Source organism: Micromonospora sp. MGP-C2 (genome assembly GCF_057766525.1).
Genome location: NZ_JBYMEN010000002.1, coordinates 7047841 through 7073208, shown reverse-complemented (window position 1 = coordinate 7073208; position 25368 = coordinate 7047841). Strand labels below are relative to the sequence as shown.

At 70.0% G+C, this 25368-nt stretch carries 22 protein-coding genes; 12 read left to right on the top strand and 10 right to left on the bottom strand.

The genetic code is table 11. The features are described 5' to 3' along the window. Window positions 1–62: 62 nt before the first annotated feature. Both AC3CF1_RS32380 and AC3CF1_RS32375 read right to left on the bottom strand, forming a co-directional pair. Entirely contained in the window at window positions 63–983 is a 921-nt protein-coding gene (locus AC3CF1_RS32380) for an RNA polymerase sigma-70 factor (RefSeq protein ID WP_354982760.1), read from the bottom strand. Then, window positions 980–2185: an NAD(P)/FAD-dependent oxidoreductase gene (locus AC3CF1_RS32375; protein WP_488451990.1), complete on the bottom strand. Its 1206-nt coding sequence runs from the start codon at window positions 2183–2185 to the stop codon at window positions 980–982. The genes AC3CF1_RS32380 and AC3CF1_RS32375 overlap by 4 nt, the downstream gene beginning before the upstream one ends. 193 nt (window positions 2186–2378) lie before the next feature. On the opposite strand from AC3CF1_RS32375, the gene AC3CF1_RS32370 reads away from it, so the two are divergent. Then, window positions 2379–3152, top strand: a complete 774-nt coding sequence (locus AC3CF1_RS32370) for a maleylpyruvate isomerase N-terminal domain-containing protein (protein WP_488451989.1) — start codon at window positions 2379–2381, stop codon at window positions 3150–3152. Window positions 3153–3267: 115 nt separating this feature from the next. Here AC3CF1_RS32370 and AC3CF1_RS32365 read toward each other — a convergent pair whose 3' ends face one another. The 3 genes from AC3CF1_RS32365 to AC3CF1_RS32355 form a co-directional block, all read right to left on the bottom strand. Next, window positions 3268–3597 (bottom strand): TraR/DksA family transcriptional regulator, encoded by a 330-nt coding sequence (locus AC3CF1_RS32365; RefSeq protein WP_354982757.1) that lies wholly within the window; start codon window positions 3595–3597, stop codon window positions 3268–3270. Window positions 3598–4769: 1172 nt separating this feature from the next. Then, entirely contained in the window at window positions 4770–5408 is a 639-nt protein-coding gene (locus AC3CF1_RS32360; RefSeq protein WP_354982756.1) for a hypothetical protein, read from the bottom strand. Next, entirely contained in the window at window positions 5405–5569 is a 165-nt protein-coding gene (locus tag AC3CF1_RS32355; RefSeq protein ID WP_354982755.1) for a hypothetical protein, read from the bottom strand. The genes AC3CF1_RS32360 and AC3CF1_RS32355 overlap by 4 nt, the downstream gene beginning before the upstream one ends. A gap of 72 nt (window positions 5570–5641) precedes the next feature. Between AC3CF1_RS32355 and AC3CF1_RS32350 the strand changes: the two genes are divergently transcribed. The 3 genes from AC3CF1_RS32350 (at window position 5642) to AC3CF1_RS32340 (ending at window position 14298) form a co-directional block, all read left to right on the top strand. Continuing rightward, window positions 5642–9730 carry a tetratricopeptide repeat protein gene (locus tag AC3CF1_RS32350; RefSeq protein ID WP_488451988.1) on the top strand — a complete coding sequence of 1363 codons (4089 nt, stop codon included), beginning with the start codon at window positions 5642–5644 and terminating at the stop codon, window positions 9728–9730. Window positions 9731–9885: 155 nt separating this feature from the next. Beyond that, entirely contained in the window at window positions 9886–11733 is a 1848-nt protein-coding gene (locus AC3CF1_RS32345) for a glycoside hydrolase family 15 protein (protein WP_488451987.1), read from the top strand. Window positions 11734–12123: 390 nt separating this feature from the next. After that, window positions 12124–14298 carry a HelD family protein gene (locus AC3CF1_RS32340; protein ID WP_488451986.1) on the top strand — a complete coding sequence of 725 codons (2175 nt, stop codon included), beginning with the start codon at window positions 12124–12126 and terminating at the stop codon, window positions 14296–14298. A 56-nt stretch (window positions 14299–14354) separates the two neighbouring features. Here AC3CF1_RS32340 and AC3CF1_RS32335 read toward each other — a convergent pair whose 3' ends face one another. Beyond that, window positions 14355–14999, bottom strand: coding sequence for a TetR/AcrR family transcriptional regulator (locus AC3CF1_RS32335; protein WP_354982751.1), 645 nt, complete (start codon window positions 14997–14999; stop codon window positions 14355–14357). A gap of 131 nt (window positions 15000–15130) precedes the next feature. Between AC3CF1_RS32335 and AC3CF1_RS32330 the strand changes: the two genes are divergently transcribed. The 6 genes from AC3CF1_RS32330 to AC3CF1_RS32305 all read left to right on the top strand — a co-directional run bounded on the left by AC3CF1_RS32330 (window position 15131) and on the right by AC3CF1_RS32305 (window position 20752). After that, a complete protein-coding gene (locus tag AC3CF1_RS32330) occupies window positions 15131–15913 on the top strand; it encodes a glucose 1-dehydrogenase (protein ID WP_354982750.1) in 783 nt (260 codons plus the stop codon). Between the two features lie 113 nt (window positions 15914–16026). After that, window positions 16027–16596 (top strand): DM13 domain-containing protein, encoded by a 570-nt coding sequence (locus AC3CF1_RS32325; protein WP_488451985.1) that lies wholly within the window; start codon window positions 16027–16029, stop codon window positions 16594–16596. A 272-nt stretch (window positions 16597–16868) separates the two neighbouring features. Then, window positions 16869–18212 (top strand): RICIN domain-containing protein, encoded by a 1344-nt coding sequence (locus AC3CF1_RS32320; protein WP_488451984.1) that lies wholly within the window; start codon window positions 16869–16871, stop codon window positions 18210–18212. A gap of 62 nt (window positions 18213–18274) precedes the next feature. Then, window positions 18275–19612 carry a ricin-type beta-trefoil lectin domain protein gene (locus tag AC3CF1_RS32315; protein WP_488451983.1) on the top strand — a complete coding sequence of 446 codons (1338 nt, stop codon included), beginning with the start codon at window positions 18275–18277 and terminating at the stop codon, window positions 19610–19612. Between the two features lie 128 nt (window positions 19613–19740). Continuing rightward, window positions 19741–20046 (top strand): hypothetical protein, encoded by a 306-nt coding sequence (locus AC3CF1_RS32310; RefSeq protein WP_488451982.1) that lies wholly within the window; start codon window positions 19741–19743, stop codon window positions 20044–20046. A gap of 178 nt (window positions 20047–20224) precedes the next feature. Continuing rightward, window positions 20225–20752: a cupin domain-containing protein gene (locus AC3CF1_RS32305; RefSeq protein ID WP_327643827.1), complete on the top strand. Its 528-nt coding sequence runs from the start codon at window positions 20225–20227 to the stop codon at window positions 20750–20752. Between the two features lie 45 nt (window positions 20753–20797). On the opposite strand, the gene AC3CF1_RS32300 is transcribed toward AC3CF1_RS32305, so the two are convergent. Continuing rightward, window positions 20798–21310: a DUF1772 domain-containing protein gene (locus AC3CF1_RS32300; protein ID WP_343059623.1), complete on the bottom strand. Its 513-nt coding sequence runs from the start codon at window positions 21308–21310 to the stop codon at window positions 20798–20800. Between the two features lie 195 nt (window positions 21311–21505). On the opposite strand from AC3CF1_RS32300, the gene AC3CF1_RS32295 reads away from it, so the two are divergent. Next, entirely contained in the window at window positions 21506–22654 is a 1149-nt protein-coding gene (locus AC3CF1_RS32295) for a sensor histidine kinase (RefSeq protein WP_488451981.1), read from the top strand. After that, on the top strand, window positions 22651–23313 hold the full coding sequence (locus AC3CF1_RS32290; protein WP_488451980.1) for a response regulator transcription factor: 663 nt from the start codon (window positions 22651–22653) through the stop codon (window positions 23311–23313). The genes AC3CF1_RS32295 and AC3CF1_RS32290 overlap by 4 nt, the downstream gene beginning before the upstream one ends. A 53-nt stretch (window positions 23314–23366) precedes the next feature. On the opposite strand, the gene AC3CF1_RS32285 is transcribed toward AC3CF1_RS32290, so the two are convergent. The 3 genes from AC3CF1_RS32285 to AC3CF1_RS32275 all read right to left on the bottom strand — a co-directional run bounded on the left by AC3CF1_RS32285 (window position 23367) and on the right by AC3CF1_RS32275 (window position 25189). Continuing rightward, window positions 23367–23771, bottom strand: a complete 405-nt coding sequence (locus AC3CF1_RS32285; protein ID WP_488451979.1) for an alpha/beta fold hydrolase — start codon at window positions 23769–23771, stop codon at window positions 23367–23369. 176 nt (window positions 23772–23947) lie between these two features. After that, window positions 23948–25012, bottom strand: coding sequence for a golvesin C-terminal-like domain-containing protein (locus tag AC3CF1_RS32280; protein ID WP_488451978.1), 1065 nt, complete (start codon window positions 25010–25012; stop codon window positions 23948–23950). Between the two features lie 9 nt (window positions 25013–25021). Then, window positions 25022–25189, bottom strand: a complete 168-nt coding sequence (locus AC3CF1_RS32275) for a hypothetical protein (RefSeq protein WP_488451977.1) — start codon at window positions 25187–25189, stop codon at window positions 25022–25024. Between the last annotated feature and the right edge of the window lie 179 nt (window positions 25190–25368).

The following is a 25368-nucleotide window of genomic DNA, read 5'->3' as shown; positions in this document are numbered from 1 at the left end:
TGGTCAGGCATCGACCCGGTGCCGGCCGCGAGGGCCGTCACCCGCGTCACCTTGGGAAAAGCTCAGCGTGTACGGACGTCGCGTGTGGCGCCTTCGGCGATGGCCCGGAGTTTGTCCGGGTTGGCGACGTTGTGGATGGCGATGATGCGGCCGCCGGCGTCGACCTCGACGGTGACGGTGGCGACCACACGACCCGGACCACGGAACACCATGCCCAGCCCGCCATTGATCTCGACCAGCTCGGCGCTCATGTCGGCGGGCTCGACGCCCTGGTAGGTGACGGTGCCGATGGCCGCGAACCAGGCGGCCACCGTCTGTGCCCCCACCACCGGACGCATGGCCTGGCGGACCTTGCCGCCACCGTCGGTCCACAGTGTGACGTCCGGCGACAGCAGCTCCATGAGGGCGTTGATGTCGCCACCGGTCGCGGCGGCGAAGAACCGTCGGGTGACCTCGTGCTGCCGCGAGCGGTCCGCGACGAAGCGTGGCCGCCGGGCCCGAACGTGCTCGCGAGCGCGGTGCGCGGCCTGGCGCACCGCGGCCTCGGTTCGGTCCACCGCCTCCGCGATCTCGGCGTGGCTGAGGTCGAAGACCTCCTTCAGTACGAACACCGCCCGCTCCAACGGACTCAGTGTTTCCAGCACCACCAGCATGGCCATCGAGACGGACTCGGCGGTCGTGACGGCGTCGGCGGTGTCCCCGGTAGTGAGAATCGGCTCCGGGAGCCACGGCCCGACGTACGTCTCGCGCTTGTGCCGGGTGGAGCGCAGCCGGTCCATCGCCAGGTTCGACACGATCCGCGTCAGATAGGCCCTGGGGTCGGCCACCTGCGCGCGGTCGGCGGCCGACCACTTGATCCAGGCGTCCTGGACCGCGTCCTCGGCGTCGGCCGCCGTGCCGAGAATGCGGTAGGCCACCGAGAACAGCAGGTTGCGATGCTCGTTGTAGACCCGCTGGTCGAGCTCCCGGAACGGATGGGTCACCGCGCGTCCCGGACCCGGGTGAAGCGGCCACCGCGGGGCCAGAACGCGCCCGCGGCGGGCATCCTCTTCATGCGGCCGTACGTCGGCCAGGGCGAAGCACTCACCGTCTCCTTGTACCAGGCCGCTCTGCGGCCGGTCAGATACGTCCGTCGAGGACTGTCGTCGGGGTGGGTGAACTGGACGACCGCATCGTGCCGTCCCAGACTCACCGGCGTGTGGTAGTAGCCGAAGCGGAAAGGCTTCGCCTTCTTACCCTTGAGCGCGCGGACGATCGCCACGGCGGCGTGCACCCCGGTCGGCATGCCACCCTGGCAGGTGCCGTGCATGACGCCGTAACTCTGACGGATCGCGGCGGCGTCGCCCACCGCGTACACGTCGGGGTGCGACACCGACCGCAGCGCGGGGTCGGTGACGATGCGGCCGCGCTCCTCGACGGCCAGACCGGCCGCCGCAGCCAGCGGCGACACCCGCGTGCCACTCGTCCACACCACGACGTCGGCGGCCATGGTCTCCCCGCCGGCCAACTCGACCGAACCGGGCAGCACCTTCACCACCTCGACCCCGCTGCGCACCCGGACGCCCAGGCGCTCAAGCGCGGCCCGCAGGTGCGCCCTGACCTTCGGGATCATGGTCGCGCCGGGTTCCTGCCGACCCAGCAGCACCACGTTCAGCTCCGGATGCCGCTCGGCGATCTCCGCAGCCGACTCGACGCCGGTCAACCCACTGCCACCGACCACCACCGTGCCGCTGCCGAGCCGCGCCAGCCGGTCAGCCAGCAACTCGGCGTCCTGGACGCTGTTCAGCGTGTACGCGTAGTCCTCGACACCCGGCACCGCCGCCGTGTCGGCCACACTGCCCAACCCGTACACCAGTGTGTCGTAGTGCAGCACCCGGTCGTCGTCGAGCCGCACGGTCTTCGCATCCGCGTCCAGCGCCGTCACCCAGCCGCGCACGAACTGCGCGCCCGTACCCTCCAGCAGCTCCGGAATGCTCATCTCGGCGAGCCGCTGCCCGGTCGCCGTCATGTGCAGCCGCAGGCGCTCGGTGAACCGCTCCTGCGCGTTCACCAGGGTCACCCGCACACCGTCGCGGCGCCTGACCCGCGCCGCGAGCTGGATCGTCGCGGCCATCCCCGCGTACCCCGCCCCCAGAATCACCACCCGGTGCGCAGCCGCCGTCCCTACCTCGTGCTCTGTGCTCATCGTTCCGCCTCTTTCCTCGCGCTGACGACCACCAGACGCAAGCTGCCGACGTGTCCGTGACATGAGATCGACGTGACGCACGACATGGTCGACGTTCGCGCCCGCGTTCGGCGCCGGCGCTCCGCCGGGTGTCGACTCGTTCGTCCGACAAATTCGCTATCCGGCGGCTGGAGCGCAGTGATACACAACCGAGGTGCAGAACACTGTGGAGTTCCCCGAGGTCCTGCGGTTGATCGACGACCGCTCGGCCGCGTTCCGCGCCGCGATCGCGTCCGCCCCCGACCTTGACGTCCAGGTCCCGACCTGCCCGGACTGGACGCTGCGCGAACTGGCGCAGCACATCGGCGACGGCCGCCGCCGCCAGGCCGCCATCATCGCGGCGGGCCCGGGCGCGGAGCCCCCGGCGAGGACGGACCCGAAGGGAGCCCCGACCGCGCCCCGCGACCGCGAAGCCCTGGACGCCTGGCTAGCCGAGTCGACCGAGCTCATGCTCGCCGCGATGCGCGAGGCCGGCCCGGACCGCGGCTGCTGGACCTGGTGGGGCCGCTCGCAGGCCCCGCAGACCAGCGGAGCCGTGGCCCGGCACCAGATCCAGGAGCTGGCCGTCCACACCTACGACGCCCAGTTCACCCAGGGGGCCGCACAGCCGCTGCCGACGGACGTCGCGGTCGAGGGCGTCGACGAGTTCCTGACGACCGTCTCGGCGACGACCGTCCCCTGGCCGTTCAAGCCGGCGACCATCGACCTGCACGCGACCGAGGGCCGCTCCTGGCGCCTGACCCTCAACGCTGACGGCGTCCGCTGCGACGACCTCGCCGGCGACGCGGAGCCGGGCGACATGGCGATGCGAGGCACAGCGAGCGAGATGATTCTCTACTTCTACGAGCGCCTCCCGCTCGACGCTTTGGAGAACACCGGCGACACCGAGCCGATGGAGCAGCTCGCAGACTGGGACCCGATCGCGTAAACGCGCATGTGACGCCTCTGTCGGTTGTGCTGGGCTCCGCCCGTCCCCTGCGAAGGTCAGGCTCTGATCGCCGGTGTGTGGCTGCCGTGCACCGGCGCGGCAGCCACACGCGGCGTCACTTGTTGTGCTTCTCCTGGCACGGCACGCAGAAGCGCGCGTGCGGGAGAACCTCGAGCCGCTCGGCCGGGATGTTCTGGCCGCACTTCTGGCAGGCACCGTAGGTGCCTTCGCTGATCCGGCCCAGAGCACCGGTGATCTGCTCGATGTTGCGGCGGGTGGCCAACAGCAGCGCAGCCTGGTTGTGCGCCTCGCTGGGGTCGCCGGTGTCCGCGTTGAGCTCGGTCAGTTCCCGCAGCCGAGCCGTTTGTGCGGCGAAGTCGTCCGCCAGGGACGCTCGCAGATCAGCCAGCCAGATCTGATCAACAGCACGATGATCGACGCTCATGGTCTACCTCTCCAGGGGAAAAGAAAAAGGGCCGAAGCTCGAATGGCTTCGCCCTGCGGTCGTTCTGGGATGCAACGATTCCGCGGGAGGGTCTCGGCCGATTGGCGGCGGGCTCGACAGCTTGTGCGAGGGCGCAATGTGCAGCGCGCGGACAACCGGCACGCGCATCCCAACCGTCAGGCGTCGCTGCGTCGCTGCGCGAGCAGCGCCAAGCGCTGCCAGCACAGTGACGACAGACGAGCAGAAAGTCACCGACGGCATGCCTCCACCATAGGGGGACTCCTGCGCTAAAGCCAACGCCTGCGGAGGGACCCCATGTTGGCCACGGCCTGCGACCCGAAACGTCTCTTCACAGCTCAGACCGGACGATCACGGCATCGAGCCACCGGCCTGGAAAACAGCGCCGGTCCGCTCACAGACAACTCGTCAACCAGGGCATCAGCTGGGCGGAGAGGGACACCCCAGGACGGCGATCGAATTTCCGGCGAACAGCCCCAGGTGCGGGTGCCCGGAGAAGATCTGAACTGCCTCGTCGTGCGAGTCCGCTTCCACGATGATGTAGCCGGTCAGGGCGTCGGTGAAGTCCTCGACGGCCTACTCATGCCACAGCGGCGTCAGACCTGGACCAGTACGTCGGCGCGGCGGCTACCGTCGCAGGCGCCCACCACCGCCGCGCGAGGTTGCCCTCCCACAGCCCGCCGACTGATACGCGTGAAACCCGGGACGGGCGATCAGCCGCTTCGGCGATTACCGTACTGACGCGGGCTCTGGACCGAGCCCCGGCCGCCGAGGTGCTGACCCTTTCCGTGCGGCTGAGGCGAGACGCCCTTGCCCTTCGCGCGACGGGCAGCCCGATTCGAGGGAACGGCAGGCTGGTCGGTCTCGTCCGTGGTTGAGGTGTCGGCGTCCGCCGCGTGGGCGTCTTCGACGGGCTCAGGCTCCGGCATCGGTATCTCCCTGGGTTCTTGGGCAGTGCGGGCCATCGACAGCCGACGGACGCGGGCTACTCGACGCCGGTGTGGGCACCCTGACGGTAGCGCAACGCCGGGACCTTCCGATCGACGGTCTCCAGCTTCACCACTCTCGCCAACCCGGCGGCTGACCGCCTCATCGCCAGCACGGTCGTACGCCTGCACTAAATGTACGCATTCGGACATCACGGAGATCGCGCGCTATCCGGCGGTCGCGGCGATGAACACCACCGCACCGACCACCACCAGCGCGGAGGCCAGGAAGGTCTGTCGGCGGGCCTGGCGCAACGTCTCCCGGACCTGCCAGGCGTGCGCGGTGGTCAGCAGCCACCGCAGGTACGGGTCGGTCCGAACGATGTTGCGACGCGCGACGGCGAGGCCTTCTCGCAGTGCCGCCCGCTCCTCTGGCGGGGCCGTCGGTAGGCGGCCGGTGATCGCAGCGGCGATCCGGCGGTGTCGCAGCAGGCCGTCGATGTCCTCGGCGTACCCCCCGAAGTGGTACCAGGGCTCGGCCTGCAGCCGCTCGCGCAGCCCGCGCAGCTCCGGCCCGGTGAGTGACGCCGGGGTGGTCATCGGCGGGACGAGCACCTCGCTGGTTCGCCAGATCGCCCAGGCCACACCGAGCAGCGACACCAGCAGACCGCCGCCCGCCCACGTCGCGTGGACCCAGTCGGTGACCTTGCCGGCGGCGATGAGCGGGCCGGCGCCGAGCAGCAGCGCGCCCACCGCCCCGGCCGAGGAGATGATCCAGCGCGCCGCCGCCCGGCTGTCCGCGACCGAGTCCAACGGGGACGGCAGCGCGTCCAGCCCTCCGCCGCCCGTCGGCGGCTCCCCGATCATTGGTTGTTGTCGCGGCGGAAGACGACACCCAGCGGGCCGGTCTCGTCGTCGGGCAGATCGGTGTACGGCACCCAGCGCTGGCCGTCGAAGAACTCCATCTCGCCGACTTCGTTGATCCGCACGGCGTTGACCTGCGCGAGCTCCTCAGAATCGTCAGCCATGGATACAGTATCGGTCAGTCCGGCAATGCGCCCTGGCATCGGGTCGTCTGCCGGCGACCGCGGGGAGCGTCTGTGATCCGGTTGACCGTCAGCGCGACCGACGTGGTCATGGCTGCTCGGGGTGAACGGTGGCGACACCCGGTGGGCCGGGCCGACCAGCGCACCGCCGACCTGCTCTGGCGGCTACGCGGCGACCCCTCGGTGGAGCTGTCGTACGAGGTCGGCGCCGCGCTCGGCCACCGCTTCCTCGGCGCTCCCGGCGCGGCCCTACGCGCGGAGTTGGCCCGGCCCGGCCGGCACCGCCTCGGCATCGAGGTCACCGATCCGGCGCTGGCCGACCTGCCGTGGGAAACCCTGGTGCCGCCGGGCGAGGACCTGCCGCTGGCGCTGCGCCCCGACGTCGACGTGTGCCGGACCGGCCCCCGGGCAGCGGTGTCCGCGGCCCGGGTGGACGGCCCGCTGCGGATGCTGGCGGCGATCGCAAGCCCGGACGACTCCACCCAGCCGCTGCTCGACCATGAGCGGGAGCTAGGCCGGATCCTCGGCGCGGTGGAACCCGGGCACCGGCACGGAGTGCGGGTGCGAGTCCTGGAGTGGGGCAGCGCGGCCGCGATCCGCACCGCACTCACCGAGGAGCCGTTCCACGTCCTGCACGTCTCCTGCCACGCGCGTCCCGGCGCGCTGCTGCTGGAAACCCCTACCGGCGCGGAGGACCGGGTGGACGCCGCGCGGTTCCTGACCGAGGTGCTGCCGCGGGGCAGGACCGTACCGTTGATCGTGCTCGCCGGCTGCTCGACCGCCCGCCAGGGTCAGCGGGAGCTGCCCGGGCTGGCCGGCGCGTTGCTGGCCCAGGGTGCGCCGGCGGTCCTGGCGATGAACGGAACAGTCAGCGACGCGTACACCATTGAGTTCTGCGCCCGGCTCTACGAGCGGTTGGCCGCCCGGGGCGAGCCGGAACTCCTGGCGGAGGTCTCCGCCGTCCGCCGAGAGCTGGCGCCGACCTCCGCCGAGTGGTGGATGCCGACGCTGTTCCTGGCCGACCCCGCGCTGCGGTTGGCCGGCGGGCGGGACGGCGGGGCCGTCGCCGGGCCGCCGGGCCAGTCGGTCGTCGGGGACGGCGTGGTACGCGCGCCGACGGACTTCGTGGGCCGGCGGGAGATCCTGCGCCGGCTGTCCCGGGGCAGGCTGCGGGTCCTCGTGCACGGCATCGGCGGAATCGGCAAGACGAGCCTCGCCGCCGAACTCGCGCAGCGGTTTGCCGACGCGGGCGGCATTGTCGTGGCGACCAGCGGCGACGCCACTGTCGACGGGATCCTGGATGAGCTCCGCCGTCAGGTGGAGATCCGATGTGCCCGGCCGGCGACCGCACCGGACGACCCGCTGCGACAACTTCTCGTCGCCCTCGGCGAGCCCGGCCAGGACTGGCGTCGACGGCTCGCGGCGAGTGGCACCGGCGGCACGCCGCTGCTGTTCGTCTTCGACAACGCCGAGGACGCCCTGGACGACGAGCACCAGCTGGCCGACGGGGACCTGGCCGCGTTCCTCGCCGACTGGGCGACCCGGCACGAGCTGGTCGTGACCAGCCGGCACCCGTTCCCGGTCGCCGGCATCGAGCCCTACCACCTTGGCCCGCTCTCCTGGCAGGAGACCCGCAAGCTGCTCTGGCGGCTACCGGGCGTCGGCCGGCTGGCTCCGGCGGAACAGCAGCGGATGTGGCACCGGCTGGGCGGCCACCCGCGCGCGCTGGAATACCTCGACGGTCTACTGCGTGACGGCAGCGCCCGAGCCGGCGAGGTGACCAGTCGTCTGGCGGCAGTCGGCGGCAGCGACGACGCCAGGGCGACCGGCGTCGGCGCGCCGCTGGCCGAGGCCGGCGCGCTGGCCGCCGAGGACGTGCTGCTGCCCCGGCTGCTCGCCCACCTGGAGGCCGTCCCGGCGGCCCGCCGGTTGCTGCTCGGCGCGGCGGTTTACCGCACCCCGGTGGACCGGACCGGGCTCTCCTGGCAACTCGCCGATCCGGCGAACGGCGACGACCCGCCGCCGGAGTCGGCGGGGCTGGACGAAGCGATCACGCCCCTGTCGCACCTGGGGCTGCTGGCCCCGGTGGCCGATGGTCACCTGGTGCACCGGTGGACGGCGACGAGCCTGCTGCGCGTCGCCGGCCGCGACGCGGTCACCGAGTCACACCGCCGGGCGGGCCGCTACTGGGGCTGGCGGGCCCGGAACGCCGCAGACCAGCACACCTTCATCCGGCAGGTCGTCGAGGCGCGGTACCACCACCTGGCGGCGGGTGACACCGAGCATGCCATCACCTACTCCGAGCTGGCCTGCCAGGTGCTGCACGCGGCCGGGCACTGGGCCTGGGAGGAGAAGATCTGGCGGGAGCTCCTGCCGATGGCGCCGCCCGGCTCGGCGCTCGCGGCGAGCTTCCTCAAGGGACTGGGCGACGTGCACCTCAACCGGGGCGAGTACCCGCAGGCGACGGAGCGCTACCAGGCAGCGCTGGCCGTCTATCGGGACCTCGGCGACGACAGCGGGGTCGGCAAGCTCCTGCACCAGTTGGGCCTGGTCGCCGACAACCGGGGCGACCGGGCGACAGCAGACCGGCTGTACCAGGAGGCGTTGACGATCCTGAGTCGGCTCGGCGACCGCGGGGCTGTCTCCCGAACCCTGCACCAGCTCGCCGGCATCGCCCGGGGCGACGGCGACGTCGAGTTGGCCATGGCGCGTTACCTGGAAGAGTTGGCGATCGCCCGGGAACTCGACGACCTGGACGGGATCGCCGCGAGCCACCACCAGATCGGCATGCTCGCCTTCGAAGCCCGGGACCTCGTGAAGGCGGAGCAGTGCATCCAGGTGTCGATCAGCACCTACGCGCGGATGGGCGTCCGGGTCGAGCAGGGCAGCGGGCTGGTGATGCTCGGGCGGATCGCCCTCGCCCGCTTCGCGTACGACATCGCCGAGTCCCGGGTCCGAGCCGCCCTGGAGATCTTCGAAGAGGTCGGCAGCAACGGCCGCATCGCGGAGTGCACCTTGCTGCTCGGTCACCTCTCCCGGGACCTCGGCGACCTCGAATTCGCCGAGAGCTGCTTCGCCCGCGCCCGGACGATCGTCGCGGCGCTCGGCGAGGACCCACTGCTGCGCCGCTGCGACGAGCTGCTCGGCCAGGTCCGGACCGTTCTCGGGCGGGTCGTCGAGGCGGTGCCGCACACCCTGAGCGTGATGGGCGGGAACGACGGGCCGCCGCACCCGTCGGCCCTGGAGTGGCTGGCCGTGCAACGCCTGGAACTGGGCGCGCCGGCCTTCGCCGACCTGCTGGCCCGACACCTCGGCCGGGCGCAGGCGGCGCATCGGGCCGAGCGGGTCGAGGCGTACCTTCGGTTCCGGTTTCCCGATGGCCACCCGACCCCGCTCGGCAGCGGATACGTCCTGCTGGCCATCGCCGCCGCCCAGGCGGGCGAGTTCGGCACCGCCCGGATGTGCCTCCTGCGGGCACTGCCGATCTGTGCCGCCGCCGGCTATCGGGCGGGGATCGCCAAATGCCACGAGGACCTCGGCATGGTGGCACTGGAAACCCGCCAGCTGGCCGAGGCCCGGTCCCGCTACGAGCAGGCGCTGGAGGTCTACCGCGCGCTGCGCCACGAGCCCAACCAGGCCATCGTCCTGCACCAGCTCGGCCGGGTCTGCGAGGAGCAGGAGGACCTCGCCGGCGCGGACGGGTTCTACCGCCGCTCCATCGCGATCAAGAAACGGCTGGGGAACCAGTCGGGCGTCTCCAACAGCACCTTCCACCTCGGCCGGGTGGCCGGCCTGCGCGGCGACCAGGCCATGGCCGAGCGGTGCTACCGGACCTGCCTCCGGATCGACCGCGAGCAGGGCAACTGGGAGGAGGTGGCGTTGGACCAGGTAGCGATCGGACAGCTGCGGGTCAAGCAGGGCCACCCCGCGGAGGGCATCCCCCTGATCGTCGAGGCCCTGGCCATCGACCGGCAGATCGGGTCGAGGAACGCGGCGCTCGACCTGAACGCGCTGCGTGAACTGCGGGCCGGGCTCGGTGACGAGGCATTCACGGCCATCCTGACCGACGCCTTCGGGCCAAACCAGGCCGCCGAGGTGCTCGATCTGATCGCGGTGCTACCGACCACGGCCGAGCAGACCTGACCCACCCGGTCAGGGCGGGCCCTGGACGAAGCTGCCGGTCGGGGGGTCGAGGCACCTCGGGGTACGCGACAGGGTGGCTGAACGCGAATCCCACCTAACTCGGCAATTCTCCCCCTAGATTCGATGCGCAGGACGCAGCCGAACCGGGGAGAGACGTGGACAGCTATCCGGCGATCGAGGATCACGGACTCATCGGCGACCTGCAGACCGCCGCGCTGGTGACGTGTGACGGGACGGTCGACTGGTTCTGCGCGCCGCGCTTCGACTCGCCGAGCGTCTTCGCCGGGCTGCTGGACAAGGAGAAGGGCGGCTACTTCCAGATCGCGCCGCACGACACGCGGTACGTGACCAAGCAGCTCTATCTGCCCGGCACGCCCATCCTGATCACCCGGTTCATCAGCGCCGACGGGGTGGCCGAGGTGATGGACTTCATGCCGGTCACCGGGGAGCGGGCCACCGACGCGCACCGCCTGGTCCGCATCGTCAACATGGTCCGGGGGAGCATGCGCTTCCGGGTGGAGTGCCGGCCGCGGTTCGACTACGCCCGCGAAGAGCATCAGCTGGAACGGCATCGCCACGGCTATGTCTTCCGCAGCCGGTCGATGACGATGACGTTCAACCCGGTCGACCCGGTGCGGCGGCTGCTCGCCGAACACGGCGACGTCCGCCTCGAGGGCGGCGACCTGGTTGCGTACGGCACGCTCAACGAGGGTGACACCGGCGGCGTGGTCCTGGAGACGGCCGGCACCGAGCCGCGCATCTTCTCGCCGGAAGAGGTCCAGGGCATGTTCGAGTGGACCCGGGACTACTGGCGGCGCTGGCTTGAGCGATCCAGCTACACCGGCCGCTGGCGGGAGATGGTCGAGCGCTCCGCCATCACGCTGAAACTCATGACGTACGCGCCGACCGGCGCGATGATCGCCGCCCCCACCGCCGCGCTGCCCGAGCTGGTCGGCGGAACCCGCAACTGGGACTACCGCTACACCTGGGTACGTGACACGTCGTTCTCGGTGCACGCGCTGCTCGGCCTCGGCTTCACCGAGGAGGTCAGCCGGTACATGAACTGGCTGGACGAGCGGATCCGCGAGGCCGGCGAGCACCAGGATCCCCTGAAGATCATGTACCGGGTGGACGGCTCCTCCGACCTGCACGAGGAGGTGCTGGACCATCTGGAGGGCTACCGGGGCTCGCGGCCGGTGAGGATCGGCAACGGCGCCGCCGACCAGATCCAGCTCGACATCCACGGCGAGGCGCTCTACGCCATGCACCTCGCCGACGAGCAGGGCATCCGCGTCTCGCACCAGGTGTGGAAGAGCACCGTCCGGCTCGTCGACTGGCTCTGCCACAACTGGGACCAGCCCGACGCCGGCATCTGGGAGAGCCGCCACCACCCCCGCAACTACACCTTCGGTCGGGTGATGTCCTGGGTCGCGCTGGACCGGGCCATCCGGCTGGCCACCCGCACCGGCCGCCCGGGGGACATGACGTGCTGGACGGAGCAACGCAACCGCATCTACGACCAGGTCATGGCCCGCGGATACAACCGGGAGCGCGGCACCTTCGTGCAGGCGTACGACGAGACCGTGCTGGACGCGGCGCTGCTCGCCATGCCGTCAGTCGGTTTCGTCACGCCGAGCGACCCGCTGTGGCAGTCGACCCTGCACGCCATCGAGCGCGAGCTGGTCTCCGACAGCCTGGTGCACCGGTACGACCCGGTCCACTCCCCCGACGGTCTCCCCGGCCACGAGGGCACCTTCAACATGTGCACCTTCTGGTACGTGGAGGCGTTGGCCCGTTCCGGCCGCCTCGACGACGCCCGACTCACGTTCGAGAAGATGTTCACTTTCAGCAACCACCTCGGCCTCTATGCCGAGGAGATCGCCGCGACCGGGGAGCAGATCGGCAACTATCCTCAGGCGTTCAGCCATCTCTCTTTGATCAACTCAGCGCTGACACTCAACGATCTGCTCGACGCCGAGGCCAACGCCCGGCGTCGCCGCTAGCACGGGCACGCTCCGGTCGGCCGTGCTGCCCGACGCTGGGATGGGCTTGACGCGCACGGACCTGCTGCGCAGCACCGTCACGGTGCCGGCCGACTGCGACCTGAAGGTCCGCCTCTCGACCCCCTCCCGATGATGCTGTCGTCGGGGCTTTACATCGTGGACGACGTGTGGCTGGTGGAAATGCAGCCGCAGATCAGATATTGCCGAAGCTGTCAATAAGAAAATCACGATCGAGTGAGGCCACAAGCGACCCGGAACTGCAAGGCGTTGAGACTCCCATCTCGGTCGGCGGAGTTCCTGGCCGACGAGAGAAACGCTCCCTATGCTTGCCGGCGGAATGCACTGCGGCTCATCCGGGGCCGAGGGGAACACCCATCCGAGGATTTGCGAATGCGCCGGAATTCTGCCCTGAACAACGGCACTGCCGATGCCAGCGGAGTAACACCGGGCGGTGAACAGCCGACCTCCACCCCGGAGGGCGGCGCACGCCAATCTGCCATCGCCGAGGAACAGGCGTTCCTCGACATGGCCACGGCCCGGCGCGACAGGCTGACCGAGCACCTGGAGGTCGAGCTCTCGTCGGAGGCCCTGGACGCGTTGGAACATGCCCGGCAGCGCATGCTCCGCCAGCAGTACGAAGAGCTGCAGCGAGCTCGGGAGGGGCTGGTCTTCGGTCGCCTCGACGGCCTCGATGGCACCGTGCGACACGTGGGCCGCGTCGGTCTCCGCGACGACGTCGAGGACAGTGAGCCACTGCTGGTGGATTGGCGCGCTCCCGCAGCCCGGCCGTTCTACACCGCGACGGCCGTCGACCCCCAGGGTCAGGCACGACGGCGTCACGTACGCACGAACGGGTCGACGGTCGTCGGGGTGGACGACGAGCCGTTGGACGGGAGCATGACGGCCGAACTCGTCGGTGAGGGCGCCCTCCTGGCCGCCCTCGACCAGCGGCGCACCGGTGTCATGTCGACGGCGATCTCCACGCTGCAACGCGAACAGGACGACATCGTCCGGGCCAGGGCGGCCGGCCCGCTGGTCGTTCAGGGCGGTCCCGGCACCGGCAAGACCGTGGTTGCGCTGCACCGCGTCGCCTACCTGCTGTTCACCTACCGGAAGATGGCCGAGCAGGCGGTCCTGGTCCTCGGCCCCTCGCCGCGTTTCCTCCAGTACATCGGCCAGGTGCTACCCGCCCTCGGTGAGACCGCCGTCGTCTCGGCGACCTGCGACACCCTGCTGGCGGACATCCGCGTGGGCCGCGACGAGAGCCGGCTTCTCGCCGAGATCAAGGGCCGCGCCCTCTGGCAGCCCGCGCTCGAGAGCTACGTCGCGTCGCTGCTCCCCCGACCCCGTGAGCTGAAGCTGCGCTGGGAGGGCGATTTCTACGTCATCGACGCCGCAACGGTGGCGCAGGCGCTCGCCTCGGCGGTGCAGGGACGCCCCTACCACCGGGCCCGCGCGGCGTTCGCCGAGCAGTTGCACCACCTCCTCGCCGACGCCGTCGCCGAGCAGCGCGAGACGTTGATGAACGAGATGGAGGAGGGCTTCGAGGACATCCTCGCCCGCGTCGACAAGGGGATGGAACATGACCACCGTCCCGCCCGGACGTCCACGGGCAGCGACGTCGACGGGCTGCTCTCCGAGGAAGAGATCGAACACCTGCATACCCGTATCGCCGAGAACGCCACCATCGCCCGGTTCGTCGAGGCATTGTGGCCCACCCTCGACGCCGAAACCCTGCTGGGTGACCTCCTGAGCGACCGCGCCCTGCTGGCCCGGATCGCCCCGCAACTGTCGCCGGAGGAGCTCACCGCCGTCGCGGCCGAGCCGGCCCCATGGGCATCGAGCGACATTCCCCTGCTCGACGCCCTCGCCGACCTGCTCGGCGACGTCGACGCCCCGCAACCACAGGGCGAGTTCGTCGCCGACCACGCTCGCCGGCAGCGCGGCTGGGTGTACGGCCACGTCGTCGTCGACGAGGCGCAGGAGCTGTCCGAGATGCAGTGGCAGATGGTCCTGCGGCGCTGCCCCAGTCGCTCCATCACGGCCGTGGGCGACATCGACCAGGCCGAGGCGGCGCACCGGCACACCAGTTGGGCGCAGGCGGTGCAGGCTGCTTTCGGAGACCGCTGGACCGCTGCGGAACTGACCATCTGCTACCGGACCCCGCGTGAGGTCATGGACCTCACCGGACCGGTCTTGAAGAAGGCTGGCAGCCACAACGCGCCGCCACGGGCGGTGCGATCCTCCGGCATCGCCCCCTGGGAGCTCACGATCACCCCCGCCGAGCTTGCCGGCGCCGCCGCCCAGGCAGTGCGACAGCTCCAGCAACGATGGCAGGGCGGCATGGTCGGCGTCATCGCCCCCGCCGACCGCGTCGCCGAACTCCGGGCCGTGCTGAATGATGTGCCAGTGCTCACCGCGACCCAGTCCAAGGGACTGGAATGGGACGCGACGCTACTGATCGACCCTCAGGGCATCGCCGCCGAACCGCGCGGCTGGAACGGGCTCTACGTCGCGCTCACCCGATGCACCCAGGAACTCGGGCAGCTGATAATCACGCGGTAGTCGGGCTCTTCACAGACGAGGGTGTGGTCGCGCGCCTGCGCCTGCGGGTGGCGGGGTCAGTCGGTGGTGGACGTTGCTGGTCCAGTCGCGGCGTACCGGGCGGCGATGGTGCGGACGGCCTCGTCGACCACTTGAGCGACGCGTTCGGCGCTCACCTCCCAGCCCGGCACGAGGAGTGTCGGCCAGAAGACGTAGTTGGAGATCATGCCCAGGAACTGGGTGGCTGCGAGCTCCACGTCCTCGACCCGCGCCGTTCCCGCCTCGTGCTCGGCCAGGAGGTAGCCGCGTACGGACTCGAAGTAGGGCATCTTCCCGTGCGAGAACTGCGCGTGGGCCAGTTCGGGGAATCGCGGCAGCTCGGCGATGACGATTCGGAACAGGTCGGTCATCCGGGGCTGGCTCAACAGCTCGGCGTAGCGGCGACCGATGGTCCTGAGCCCGTCGACGAGGTTGCCCGCCGGCGGAGGCTCCTCTTCGTCAGCTGTTGCCCAGGACTCGGTGACGATGGCGTCGAACAGGGCAGCCTTGCTCGGAAACTGCTTGAACAAGGTGGCCCGCGAAACGCCCGAGCGCTCTGCGATCTGCGCCAGCGACGTCCGGTCGTAGCCCAACTCGAGGAACAGTGCCGTCGCGGCCGTCACGATCAGCGCGCGTTTCTCCTGGGCTACACGCTGGTGATACGTCGTCACGACCCTGCTCATGGACCGAGCATACGAGGTGAGCGGCTTGACTCACCACTGCCACCCACCTAGTGTCATGGCAGTGGTGAGTCGCTCGACTCACCATCGGCCGGCGCTCCCGGTCGGTCACCCCTGCACCGAAGGAACATCCGATGAACCGCTTCGACAACCAGACCGTGCTCGTGACCGGTGGGACCGGCGGCCAGGGCTCCAGCCACGTACGGGCCTTTCACGTGGAGGGAGCGAACGTGGTGATCGGCGACATCGACGCCGAACGCGGCGCCGCTCTCGCCGACGAACTCGGGACCCGTGCTCGCTTCACCCGCCTCGACGTCACCGACGAAAGCTCGTGGTCCGCCGCTGTGCAGGCCGCCGAAAGCACCTTCGGTGCCCTGAACGTGCTCGTCAACAACGCGGGCGTCCAGAACCCGCCGGCGCCGATCGAGAACACGGACCAGGCCACGTGGTCGCGCATCCTCGACATCAACCTCACAGGGACCTTCCTCGGCATCAAGGTCGCCGCCCCCGCTCTGCGCCGCGCGGCAGGGGGAACCATCGTCAACATCGCCTCCACCATGGGCTTGGGCGGCACGGCGCACTACGCGCCGTACGTCGCCAGCAAGTGGGCCGTGCGTGGCCTCACTCGAACGGCGGCGCTCGAGCTCGGCCGCGACCACATCCGTGTGAACACCATCCACCCCGGCGTGATCGCGACCCCCTTCATCCAGGAACCAGCAGCTGGCGCCACCATGGCAATCGCCGACTTCTACTCACCCGAGCCGTTCGCCATCCCCCGGCTTGGGGAACCGACCGACGTCACCCGGCTTCTCCTGTTCCTCACGTCATCGGACGCCTCGTTCATCACCGGTTCGGAGTACGTCATCGACGGTGGACTCCTCCTCGGCCCCGCCCTCGCGGGATCCCCCGACAGATGACCTACTCCTGGGCGCGTTCAGACGACGACTGCACCCTCAACCGCGAAGCATCGTAAGAGATCCGAAAGGGTTCGCGGCCAGTCCGACGGTCACGGCGGTCGTACGCTCCGGGAATGAGGGCATCGATCTTCCGGTCGCCGGTGGCGTGGGCTGGTCTCGCCACCGTTGTCGTCGTGGCGGTTCTGGCCGCCTACTGGTTCCAGCCGTGGAAGCTGTTCACCGACACGTACGTCGACGAAGCGCTTCCTCCCGCCGGGGTGACACCGGCCGCCACGATGCCGATGTCCACGCCCAAGTCCCCCACGGCATCGGCCACCACCCCTGCGGTCAACGAGATCCTGGCCGCGGGCGAGTTCGTCACCCATGAGCACGAGACGACCGGCAGCGCCGAGATCGTCCGGCTCGCCAACGGGCGCCACCAGCTCGTCGTGAAGGACCTGAAGACGTCGAACGGGCCGGACCTGCGGGTGTGGCTGACCGACCAACCGGTCACCCGGGGCACGGCCGGCTGGCGGGTGTTCGACGACGGCGAATGGGTCGAGCTGGCAAAGCTCAAAGGCAACAAGGGCAACCAGGTGTACGAGCTACCAGCCTCGGTCGATCCGCGCGACTTCCGCAGCGTCTCCATCTGGTGCAAGCGGTTCGCGGTCTCCTTCGGCGCGGCCGACCTCACGAGCACCTGATCAGGCCGCAACCTGCCAGACATGGCATTGACATCTTTCACTGTGCAATCTAGCGTCGGAGCGAATCGATTCGACGTCGGGCCAGGTGCTGCGGCACCCGCAGACGATCGGTCACGTGGTGTTCGGGCGCGCACGGTGTGGGCCACATCGATTCGATGACCGACTGATCCCGCGTGGGCGGCGGGACCAGTGGCAGGGACCTGTGTCCATGAGCCGGCCGGGCGCCGCGGACCTCGTCCAACCATTTCGTGCCGAGTGGCAGGAGCCCCATCATGACAAGACGCAGACCCATCCTTGGTTTTCTTGCGACGGCGACAGTCGTCGTGGCCGTGGGCGCGGCGGCGCTGGCCGGTGGCTTGAGCACCACTGCGTCCGCCGCGAACGTCGCAGCCGCCGCAGCGACCGCCGGGTGCGGCAAGGCGCCCACGTTGACCAGCGGCCAACGGTCCATCCAGAGCGGCGGTCAGAACCGTAGTTTCATCCTGAGGATTCCTGACAACTACGACAGGAGCCACCCCTACCGGTTGATCTTCGGATTCCACTGGAACGGCGGCACCGCCAACGACATCGACGGCGGTGGGTCGGACGGGGCGGCCTGGTCCTATTACGGGCTGCGGCAGCAGGCGAACAACAGCACCATTTTCGTCGCCCCCCAGGGCAACGGCAACGGCTGGGCCAACCCCGGGGGCCAGGACGTCACCTTCGTCGACGACATGATCAGGGTGATCGAGGCAGACCTCTGCGTCGACACCACGCAGCTCTTCGCACTCGGCTTCAGCTACGGCGGAGGCATGAGCTATTCGCTGGCCTGTTCCCGGGCAGGTGTCTTCCGCGCTGTCGCGGTCTACTCCGGCGGGCAGCTCAGCGGGTGCGGCGGCGGCACCCAACCGATCGCGTACATGGGAATCCATGGCATCGGCGACCCGGTGCTCAACGTCTCCGCCGGGCGGTCCCTGCGTGACACGTTCGTGCGGAACAACGGGTGCACCGCACAGAACCCGCCCGAGCCGAGGGCGGGCAGCCTGACCCACATCACCACCACCTACTCCGGGTGCCGGTCCGGCTATCCGGTGGTGTGGGCCGCCTTCGACGGTGGGCACACCCCCGGCCCGGTGGACGGCGGCGGGGACAGCGGAGCCAGGACCTGGACCAAGGGCGAGGTGTGGAGGTTCTTCACTCAGTTCGGTAGCACCGACCCCACACCGGATCCGACCACCCCGCCACCGAGCGCCACGTCTGCCCTGCGCAGCACGTCCTCCGGACGGTGCCTGGACGTCAACGGTGCCTCGCAGGCCAACGGCACGGCGGCGATCATCTGGGACTGCCACGGCCAGAGCAACCAGAGCTGGACCTCGACCGCCGCCGGCGAGCTGCGCGTCTTCGGCGGCAAGTGTCTCGACGTCAGCGGCGCGGGCACCGCGAACGGCAGCTCTGTGATCATCTGGGACTGCAACGGCCAGTCCAACCAGCGGTGGCGGCTCAACAGCGACGGCTCGATCACCGGAGTTGGTTCGGGCCGGTGCCTGGACACGGTCGGCAACGGGACGGCCAACGGCACGCGCATCCAGATCTGGGACTGCACCGGCGCTGCCAACCAACGATGGAGCCGGAGCTGAACCCGCCGCGCAACCCGGCACCGACCCAATGGACGTTCAGGCACGCACAAGGAGGCTCAGCTGTGCCATTTCGCAAACTCTCCGCCCCCTGGCTGGGGGCAGCCCTGGCCGTCATGGTCCTGATCGCCGTCGGAGCGTACGTCGTCACGACCGTCACACCAGCGGCCGCAGCCACGACTGCCGGCTGCGGCAAGGCGCCCGGACTGAACAGCGGCACCCACACCATCCAGAGCAGCGGGAAGAGCCGCAGCTTCATCCTTCGGCTGCCCGACAGCTACGACAACACCTATGCCCACCGGCTGGCCTTCGGGTTCCACTGGCTTGGCGGCACAGCCAACCAGGTCGCGTCGGGTGGAACCGACGGGGCCGCCTGGGCCTACTACGGCATGCTCTCCCAGGCGAACAACAGCACCATCTTCGTCGCCCCGCAGGGCCTCAACAACGGCTGGGGCAACTCCAACGGCGAGGACGTGACCTTCACCGACGACATGATCCGCGTCATCGAGAACGCTCTCTGCGTCGACACCACGCAACGTTTCTCGGTCGGGTTCAGCTACGGCGGCGCGATGAGCTATTCGTTGGCGTGTTCCCGACCAACGGTGTTCCGGGCGGTCGCGGCAATCGCGGCCCCGGGGGCGATCAGCGGATGCAGCGGTGGCACCCAGCCAGTGGCGTACCTGGGGATTCACGGCATCAACGACAACATCCCGAGCGGGCGGTCGCTGCGCGACAGGTTCGTCCGCAACAACGGTTGTGCCGCGCAGAACCCACCCGAACCAGCGGCGGGCAGCCGGACCCACATCACCACCGCCTACTCCTGCCAGGCCGGATACCCGGTGGTCTGGGCCGCGTTCGACGGCGGCCACCAGCAAGGTCCGGTGGACGGGTGCGCCGGCTGTGAGAGCGGCGCGCGGAGCTGGGTCAAGCAGGAGGTGTGGCGGTTCTTCACCCAGTTCGGCTCCACCGTGCCGCCCACCACTCCGCCACCATCGACCCCGCCGCCGGGCCAGCAGAACGTGCTGATCGCGGGTAGCCAGTCCGGCCGGTGCATCGACATCCCCAACTCCAGCACCAGCAACGGCGCCCGCCCGCAACTCTGGGACTGTCACGGTGGCACCAACCAGCGCTGGACCCATACCGCCAACCGCACCCTGACCGTCTACGGCAACAAGTGCCTGGATGCCAGCGGGGCAGGCAGCAGCAACGGCACCGCTGTCCTCATCTGGGACTGCAACGGCCAACCAAACCAGCAGTGGAACGTGAACTCCAACGGCACCATCACCGGCGTCCAGTCAGGGCTCTGCCTCGACGCCGTCGGTTCCGGCACGACCAATGGGACGCAACTACACCTCTGGGCCTGCCACGGCGGCGCCAACCAGCAGTGGAGCACGCGCAACTAGTGCCGCATCGCGCATCGTCTGCCATGTCGGCCACGCGCCGCCCGGGGTCCTGTCCCGGGCGGCGCGTGGCCGCTGTGCCGCCAGGGGCGCGCAGTGTCCCGGTTGCGCACCGCTGATTAGATGTGCTGATGGGTCCGTGGGAAGCAACATTGCTCGTCATCGCCACGATCGGGTCGGTCGGGGCAGCGGTCGGTGCCTGGTTCCAGGACAAGCGCAGCTCGGCCACCCAGCTCGCGGCCGTGCAGCGCAAGCTCGACCTGGTTATGGATCACCTCGGCATCGTCGCGCCCGTGGAGTCGGAAGTGGTCCGGCACCTGGAGAGCGGCCGGGTGATCCGGGCTGTACGCGTGTACCGCCAGCAGACCGGCGCGAGCCTGGTCGAGGCGAAGCAGGCGGTGGACCGCATCGCCGCCGGGCTCCATCTTCAGCGGTAACACCGCTGCCAACATCCTCTCGCCCGTCGGAATTCGGCGCGGCCGTCGCTGTCCGCTCACCTCAGAGGTGACGGTGATTCTAGGATTCGGGCAGGGCCGCGCAGCCCGGAGACCAAGGATCACCTCGGTCGACGGCTGCGCGCCTACTCGGAAGAACCACGGCAGGAAGGACAGCGGCATGACCGACCGCCAGCGCGCCACCCCGGCCATCCCGGACGACGATCCGAGCCGAACCCTGACCGTGGCCAACCCCGACGACCCCGCAACCACCTACATCTCTCTCGCCGGTGGCACCTACGCCATGCTGATCACCGGCAAGCAGACCAACGGTCAGTACTGCCTCATCGACATGCGCATCCCCGACGGCGGAGGACCGCCGCCACACCGGCACGACTTCGAGGAAATGTTCACCATTCTCGAAGGCGAGATCGAGTTCACCTTCCGCGGTGAGAAGCACCTCGTCCGAGCCGGTTCCACAGTGAACATCCCGGCCAACGCGCCGCACAATTTCCGCAACACCTCCGGCGCACCCGCCCGCATGCTGTGCGTCTGCACCCCCGCAGGCCAGGACGAATACTTCCTCCGCGTCGGCGACGAGGTCGCCGGCAAGGACGCACCGCCGCCGCAGCTCACCGACGACGAGATGGCGGAGCGCCGGCAACGCGCAACCGATCTGGCACCCGAGTACCGCACCGAGATGCTCTGACCGACCAGGGCCGGCCAGGAGACCCGAGAGTACGACGTCCGGCGCTCATCGCTCGACCCGTACCGGCGCGGTCTCCCGGGCGAAGCGCAGCAGGGCGGTGAATGCCAGCGCGGACGTCACCGCTCCGCCGGCGAGGCGTACCCAGTGGCCGGCGACGAACTCCTCGGCGACCTGGCGCAGATACTCCGGGGAGTGCGTGCCGACCGGGTCCACGAACATGATCTCGTTGCGCGGCCAGAAGAACACCACCGAGAACAGGAACTCGCAGGCGATGAAGACCACCGCGGCGGCGGCGACGTACCACCGCAGTCGCCGATTGCGCCACGTGAGGGCGGTCGCGGCGAGGCTCGTCAGGACGACCGAGGCGCCCAGCGGCGGGAAGTAGTCGCTCGGGCCGCCGGCGACCAGGAACTCACGGGCCCGGTCCAGCGAGGCGGGGGCATCCCCGAAGATGTTCGGGTAGAGCATCACGGTCTCGGCCGCGACCCCTCCAAAGGACATCATCGCCGCCCAGACGAGCACGATGAGCACGATCCAGGTAAGCTTGATACGGGACACAGCAGCACTTCTCCTTGGTTTTCCAGCCCCGGTGGGGACGATCTGTGCGGTCGCCGTCGACGCTAGGTCGCCAACCCGGGACCGTCTGCCGCGCAGACGCGCGAGCTGGCATCGCTTCTCGACGTACGGGCCGGGGCGGGGATGATGCCTGCGGACGGCAGCGGCGCGGGCCCGCACCGACTTAGGCTCACGAACGTGCAGGCCACCTCACCCACCCGAACCGAGGCGCTGCTCGCCGTGGCCATCCTGGGCCTGGTCACGGCGGCGGTCGTGACCGAGGGCGCGTCAACCTCCCAGGCGGCGTTGGCCGGCGGATTCGGGGTCGGACTGGCCGTACTGCTGCTGGCGGCCCGGCGTTGGACGGTCCCCGCGCTGCTGGCGACGGCCGCCGGCATCCTCGGCTACTACGCGCTGGAGCTGCCACCGGTCGGCGTGGCCGCCCCGGCCGCCGCCATCCTCTACGTGGCCGCGCAGCGTGGCCGGGTGGTCCCGGCCGCCGCCGTCGGCGGGAGTCTGCTGATCGTCTCGGTGGCCGGCCGGCTCGTCGAGGGAGACGACATCTCTGTCGTGATCGGTGCCGGTCTGGGCTCCGAGGCAGCCCTGATGCTCGCCGTCATCGCCCTGGGTGACGCCGTCCGCAACCGGCGTTCGCTTCGGGCCGCGCTGGCCCGGCAGGCCGCCTTCGCGGCCGAGGAACGCCGCCGGGAGGCCGCCCGGCAGGTCGAGGCCGAGCGGCTGCGCATCGCCCGGGAGGTGCACGACACGCTCGGACACACCATCTCGGTGATCACCCTCCAGTCGGCTGTGGCGCGGGAGGCACTTGCCGATGCCGAGCCCGGGCAGGCCGAGGCCGCCCTGGCCGCGATCCACTCGGTGAGCGGCAGCGCCATGGCCGAACTGCGCGCCACGTTGGGCACCCTGCGTCGAGAGCCCGGGCCGCGCGAGCCGGCCCCCGGTTTCACCCAGCTGCGTACGCTCGTCGAGGGCGTCCGCCGAGGCGGGCTGCCGGTCGAGCTGCGTCTCGACGGCCCGGTCGACGCCCTGCCCACGGTGGTCGGCAGCACCGTCTACCGGATCGTGCAGGAGGCACTGACCAACGTGCTGCGCCACGCCCACGCCACCCGCGCCACGGTGACGATCCGGGCGACCCCGTCCGGGTTGTCGGTGGAGGTCGTCGACGATGGTCGGGGATCTGCAGGCGGCGCGGCAGGTGAGACGGGTCAGGGGCTGCGCGGCATGTCGGAGCGGGTTGCCCTGCTCGGCGGCACCCTCGATGCCGGCGAGGCCGCTGCCGGCGGTTTCCGGGTCTCGGTCCACCTACCGCTGGCCGGGATCGCCGCATGAGCGACGTACGCGTCGTCCTCGTCGACGACCAGCACCTGGTGCGCACCGGCCTGCGCGCGTTGCTGGAACGCGCCTCGGACATCACAGTGGTCGGCGAGGCCGGCGATGGCCGGGCCGCCGTGGCAGTCGCCCGCGACCAGCGGCCCGACGTCGTCCTGATGGATGTCCGGATGCCTGGTGGCGATGGCATCGAGGCAACGCGCCGCATCTTCACCGACCCGACGCTGGCCGACGTTCGGGTGGTCATGCTGACCACCTTCGACGACGACGAGTACCTCTTCGAGGCCATCCGCGCCGGCGCCGCCGGCTTCCTGCTCAAGGACACCCCGCCCGACGCCCTGCGGGACGCTGTCCGTGTGGTGGCCGGCGGGGACGCTCTGCTGTCACCGGCGGTGACCCGGCGGGTGATCGCTGCGGCGGCCCGCTCCCCCGTCGCGGATCCAGCCCGGCTGACCGGGCTCACCGGGCGGGAACGCGACGTCCTGGCACAGGTCGGCACCGGACGGTCGAATGTGGAGATCGGGGCGGCCCTGCATATCAGCCCGGACACCGCCCGCACGTACGTGAGTCGCCTGCTGCACAAGCTGAACGCCCGCGACCGCGCCCAGCTCGTGGTCATCGCGTACGAGAGCGGGCTGGTCCGCCCCGGCGACGGCTGAGCCTGGGTCGGCGAGCATCGGTCGTGGTGCGCGCCCCGACCCCCTATCGTCAATCATCGATCTGGGTCGACGCTGTCCGGCTCGTCGTCGGGATCGTGGGCGGGCGGGGCACCGGAAATGCCGGGGCACGCCAGCACCATCCCGCGAACTCGATCCGGCTCGGCGAGGGCGAGGTCGAGCGCGGTGCCGCCGCCCATGCTGCAACCGACGAACAATGCCGGCCCGCAGCCGAGCCGGTCAAGCACCCGACGCAGATCGTCCAACCGGGAGAATGGCCCGGACGGCGGCGCGGAGCGGCCGAAGCCCCGCACCTCGTACCGGATCAGCCGGTGCTGCCCGGCGAGTGGCTCCCAGACGGGGTCCCAGATGCGAGAATCGCCCTCGCCCTGGGTGCAGGAGCACGACCGGCGGCAGGCCGCCCCCGGTGTCTTCGGCCCAGACGGACCCGTCCCGCACATTGATCAACTGCCCCACGGCGACGAGCCTCCCGCACGGGCGGCGCTCAGACGCGGGGATATCGACTCGAGTGCGAAGTTCCTGCTTGGTCGCAGAACAAATACCGGAGACATCTTCTGTCATCGATCACTGCCACGCCGTGACCTCGACGCTGCCGGCCTGACTTACGAAACACGCCTCAGACTCGGGCAACCCGGACGGCGTCGGCCACGACGTAGCCGGCTGCGCTGGTCCACCGACTCACCGCAACCAGGTTGCGGTCACCGGCAGCGAGCGCAAAGGTGCCGAGCGAACGCCAGACGCCACCGTTGGAGCGCTGGTCCACGTTGAGTGTCTGGTTGCCGGAGGCGGTGACGATGACGTGCGGGGTGGTGCTGTTGTAACCCGGGTCGGCCGGGTGCCGTACCTCGATCCGATAGTTCCCGGCCGCCGGGATGTCGACCTTGAACCAGGCGGCGTCGCTGGCGGGGGTGGGGCTGGCGAAGCGGTAGTCAGCGCCGTAGCGCTGGCTGGAGTAGGCCGAGCTCCCCCAGTTGGCGCTCGCCGTGAACCGTCCTGCGGTGGCGTTGTCCACGATGACGCTGAAGGTGGGCGGGGTGGTACTGCCCAGTCCCAGATAGCTGGCGATGCCCTGGGCGTGCGCGCGGGCGGTGGCAGTGATGAAGTCGGCCCGTTTGAGCAGGTTCACGTCCGCCACGGTGTCGATGAAGAGGTTCTCGGTGAGCACCGCCGGCATGGTCGTCTCGCGCAGCACGTGGAAGTTGGCGCTCTTCAGCCCTCGGTCGGTGACTGAACCGACCGACCGCATACCGGCGATCACTCTCGGATGCAACGCGTTGTGCAGGTTGGTGGTGGCGGCGTCCGCCGTCAGGTACCGGTAGCTCTCGAAGCCGGTGCCGCCCCCGGAGTTGATGTGCACACTGACGAAGAGGTCAGCGCCCCAGGCATTGGCGTCATCGGTGCGGTAGGCCAGGCTGCGAGTGATGTCGGTCGTTCGGGACATGCGGACGTCGACGTTCCAGTTGGCCAGCAGAATACTGCGCAGTTGCAGGGAGATGTCGAGCGTCAGGGCCTTCTCCTGCAACCCGTTGCCGACCGCCCCAGAGTCGGTGCCGCCGTGGCCGGGGTCGATGTAGACCTTGGGCGACGCGGCCCGCGCGGGGCTTCCGAGAATGGGGACGGCCGCAGCACCAGCGAGGGCCGCCAGGAGGGTACGCCGCCGCAGCGCCAAGTCGTCGAACATGTGCACCTCTCAAGGGAAACCGAAGAGATCAACGATGCGCAGAATATAGCGGATCATCGATGGTTTTGAAAGATGTCTACGTGTCGCGATCTGATCGCCGGAGGTTTCCGCCAGCGCGCCGCCCGGTGCACCAATCGTCAGGTGACGCACTGTGTTGGCGAGCCGCGCGTCCCACACGTTCGGTCCCATGTGTGGCGCGACTGGGCGTTGATCGCAGTCATCGCGCCGGCGATCATGTTGGAAGGAATACTCCGGCCCGATCTGCCGTGGCGGGTGGGCTGCGTCGTCGTCGCGCTCGCGCTGCTGCCGACGCTCCTTCGCGGCTTACGAAGCCGCTCGCGATGGTGGCGATAGCG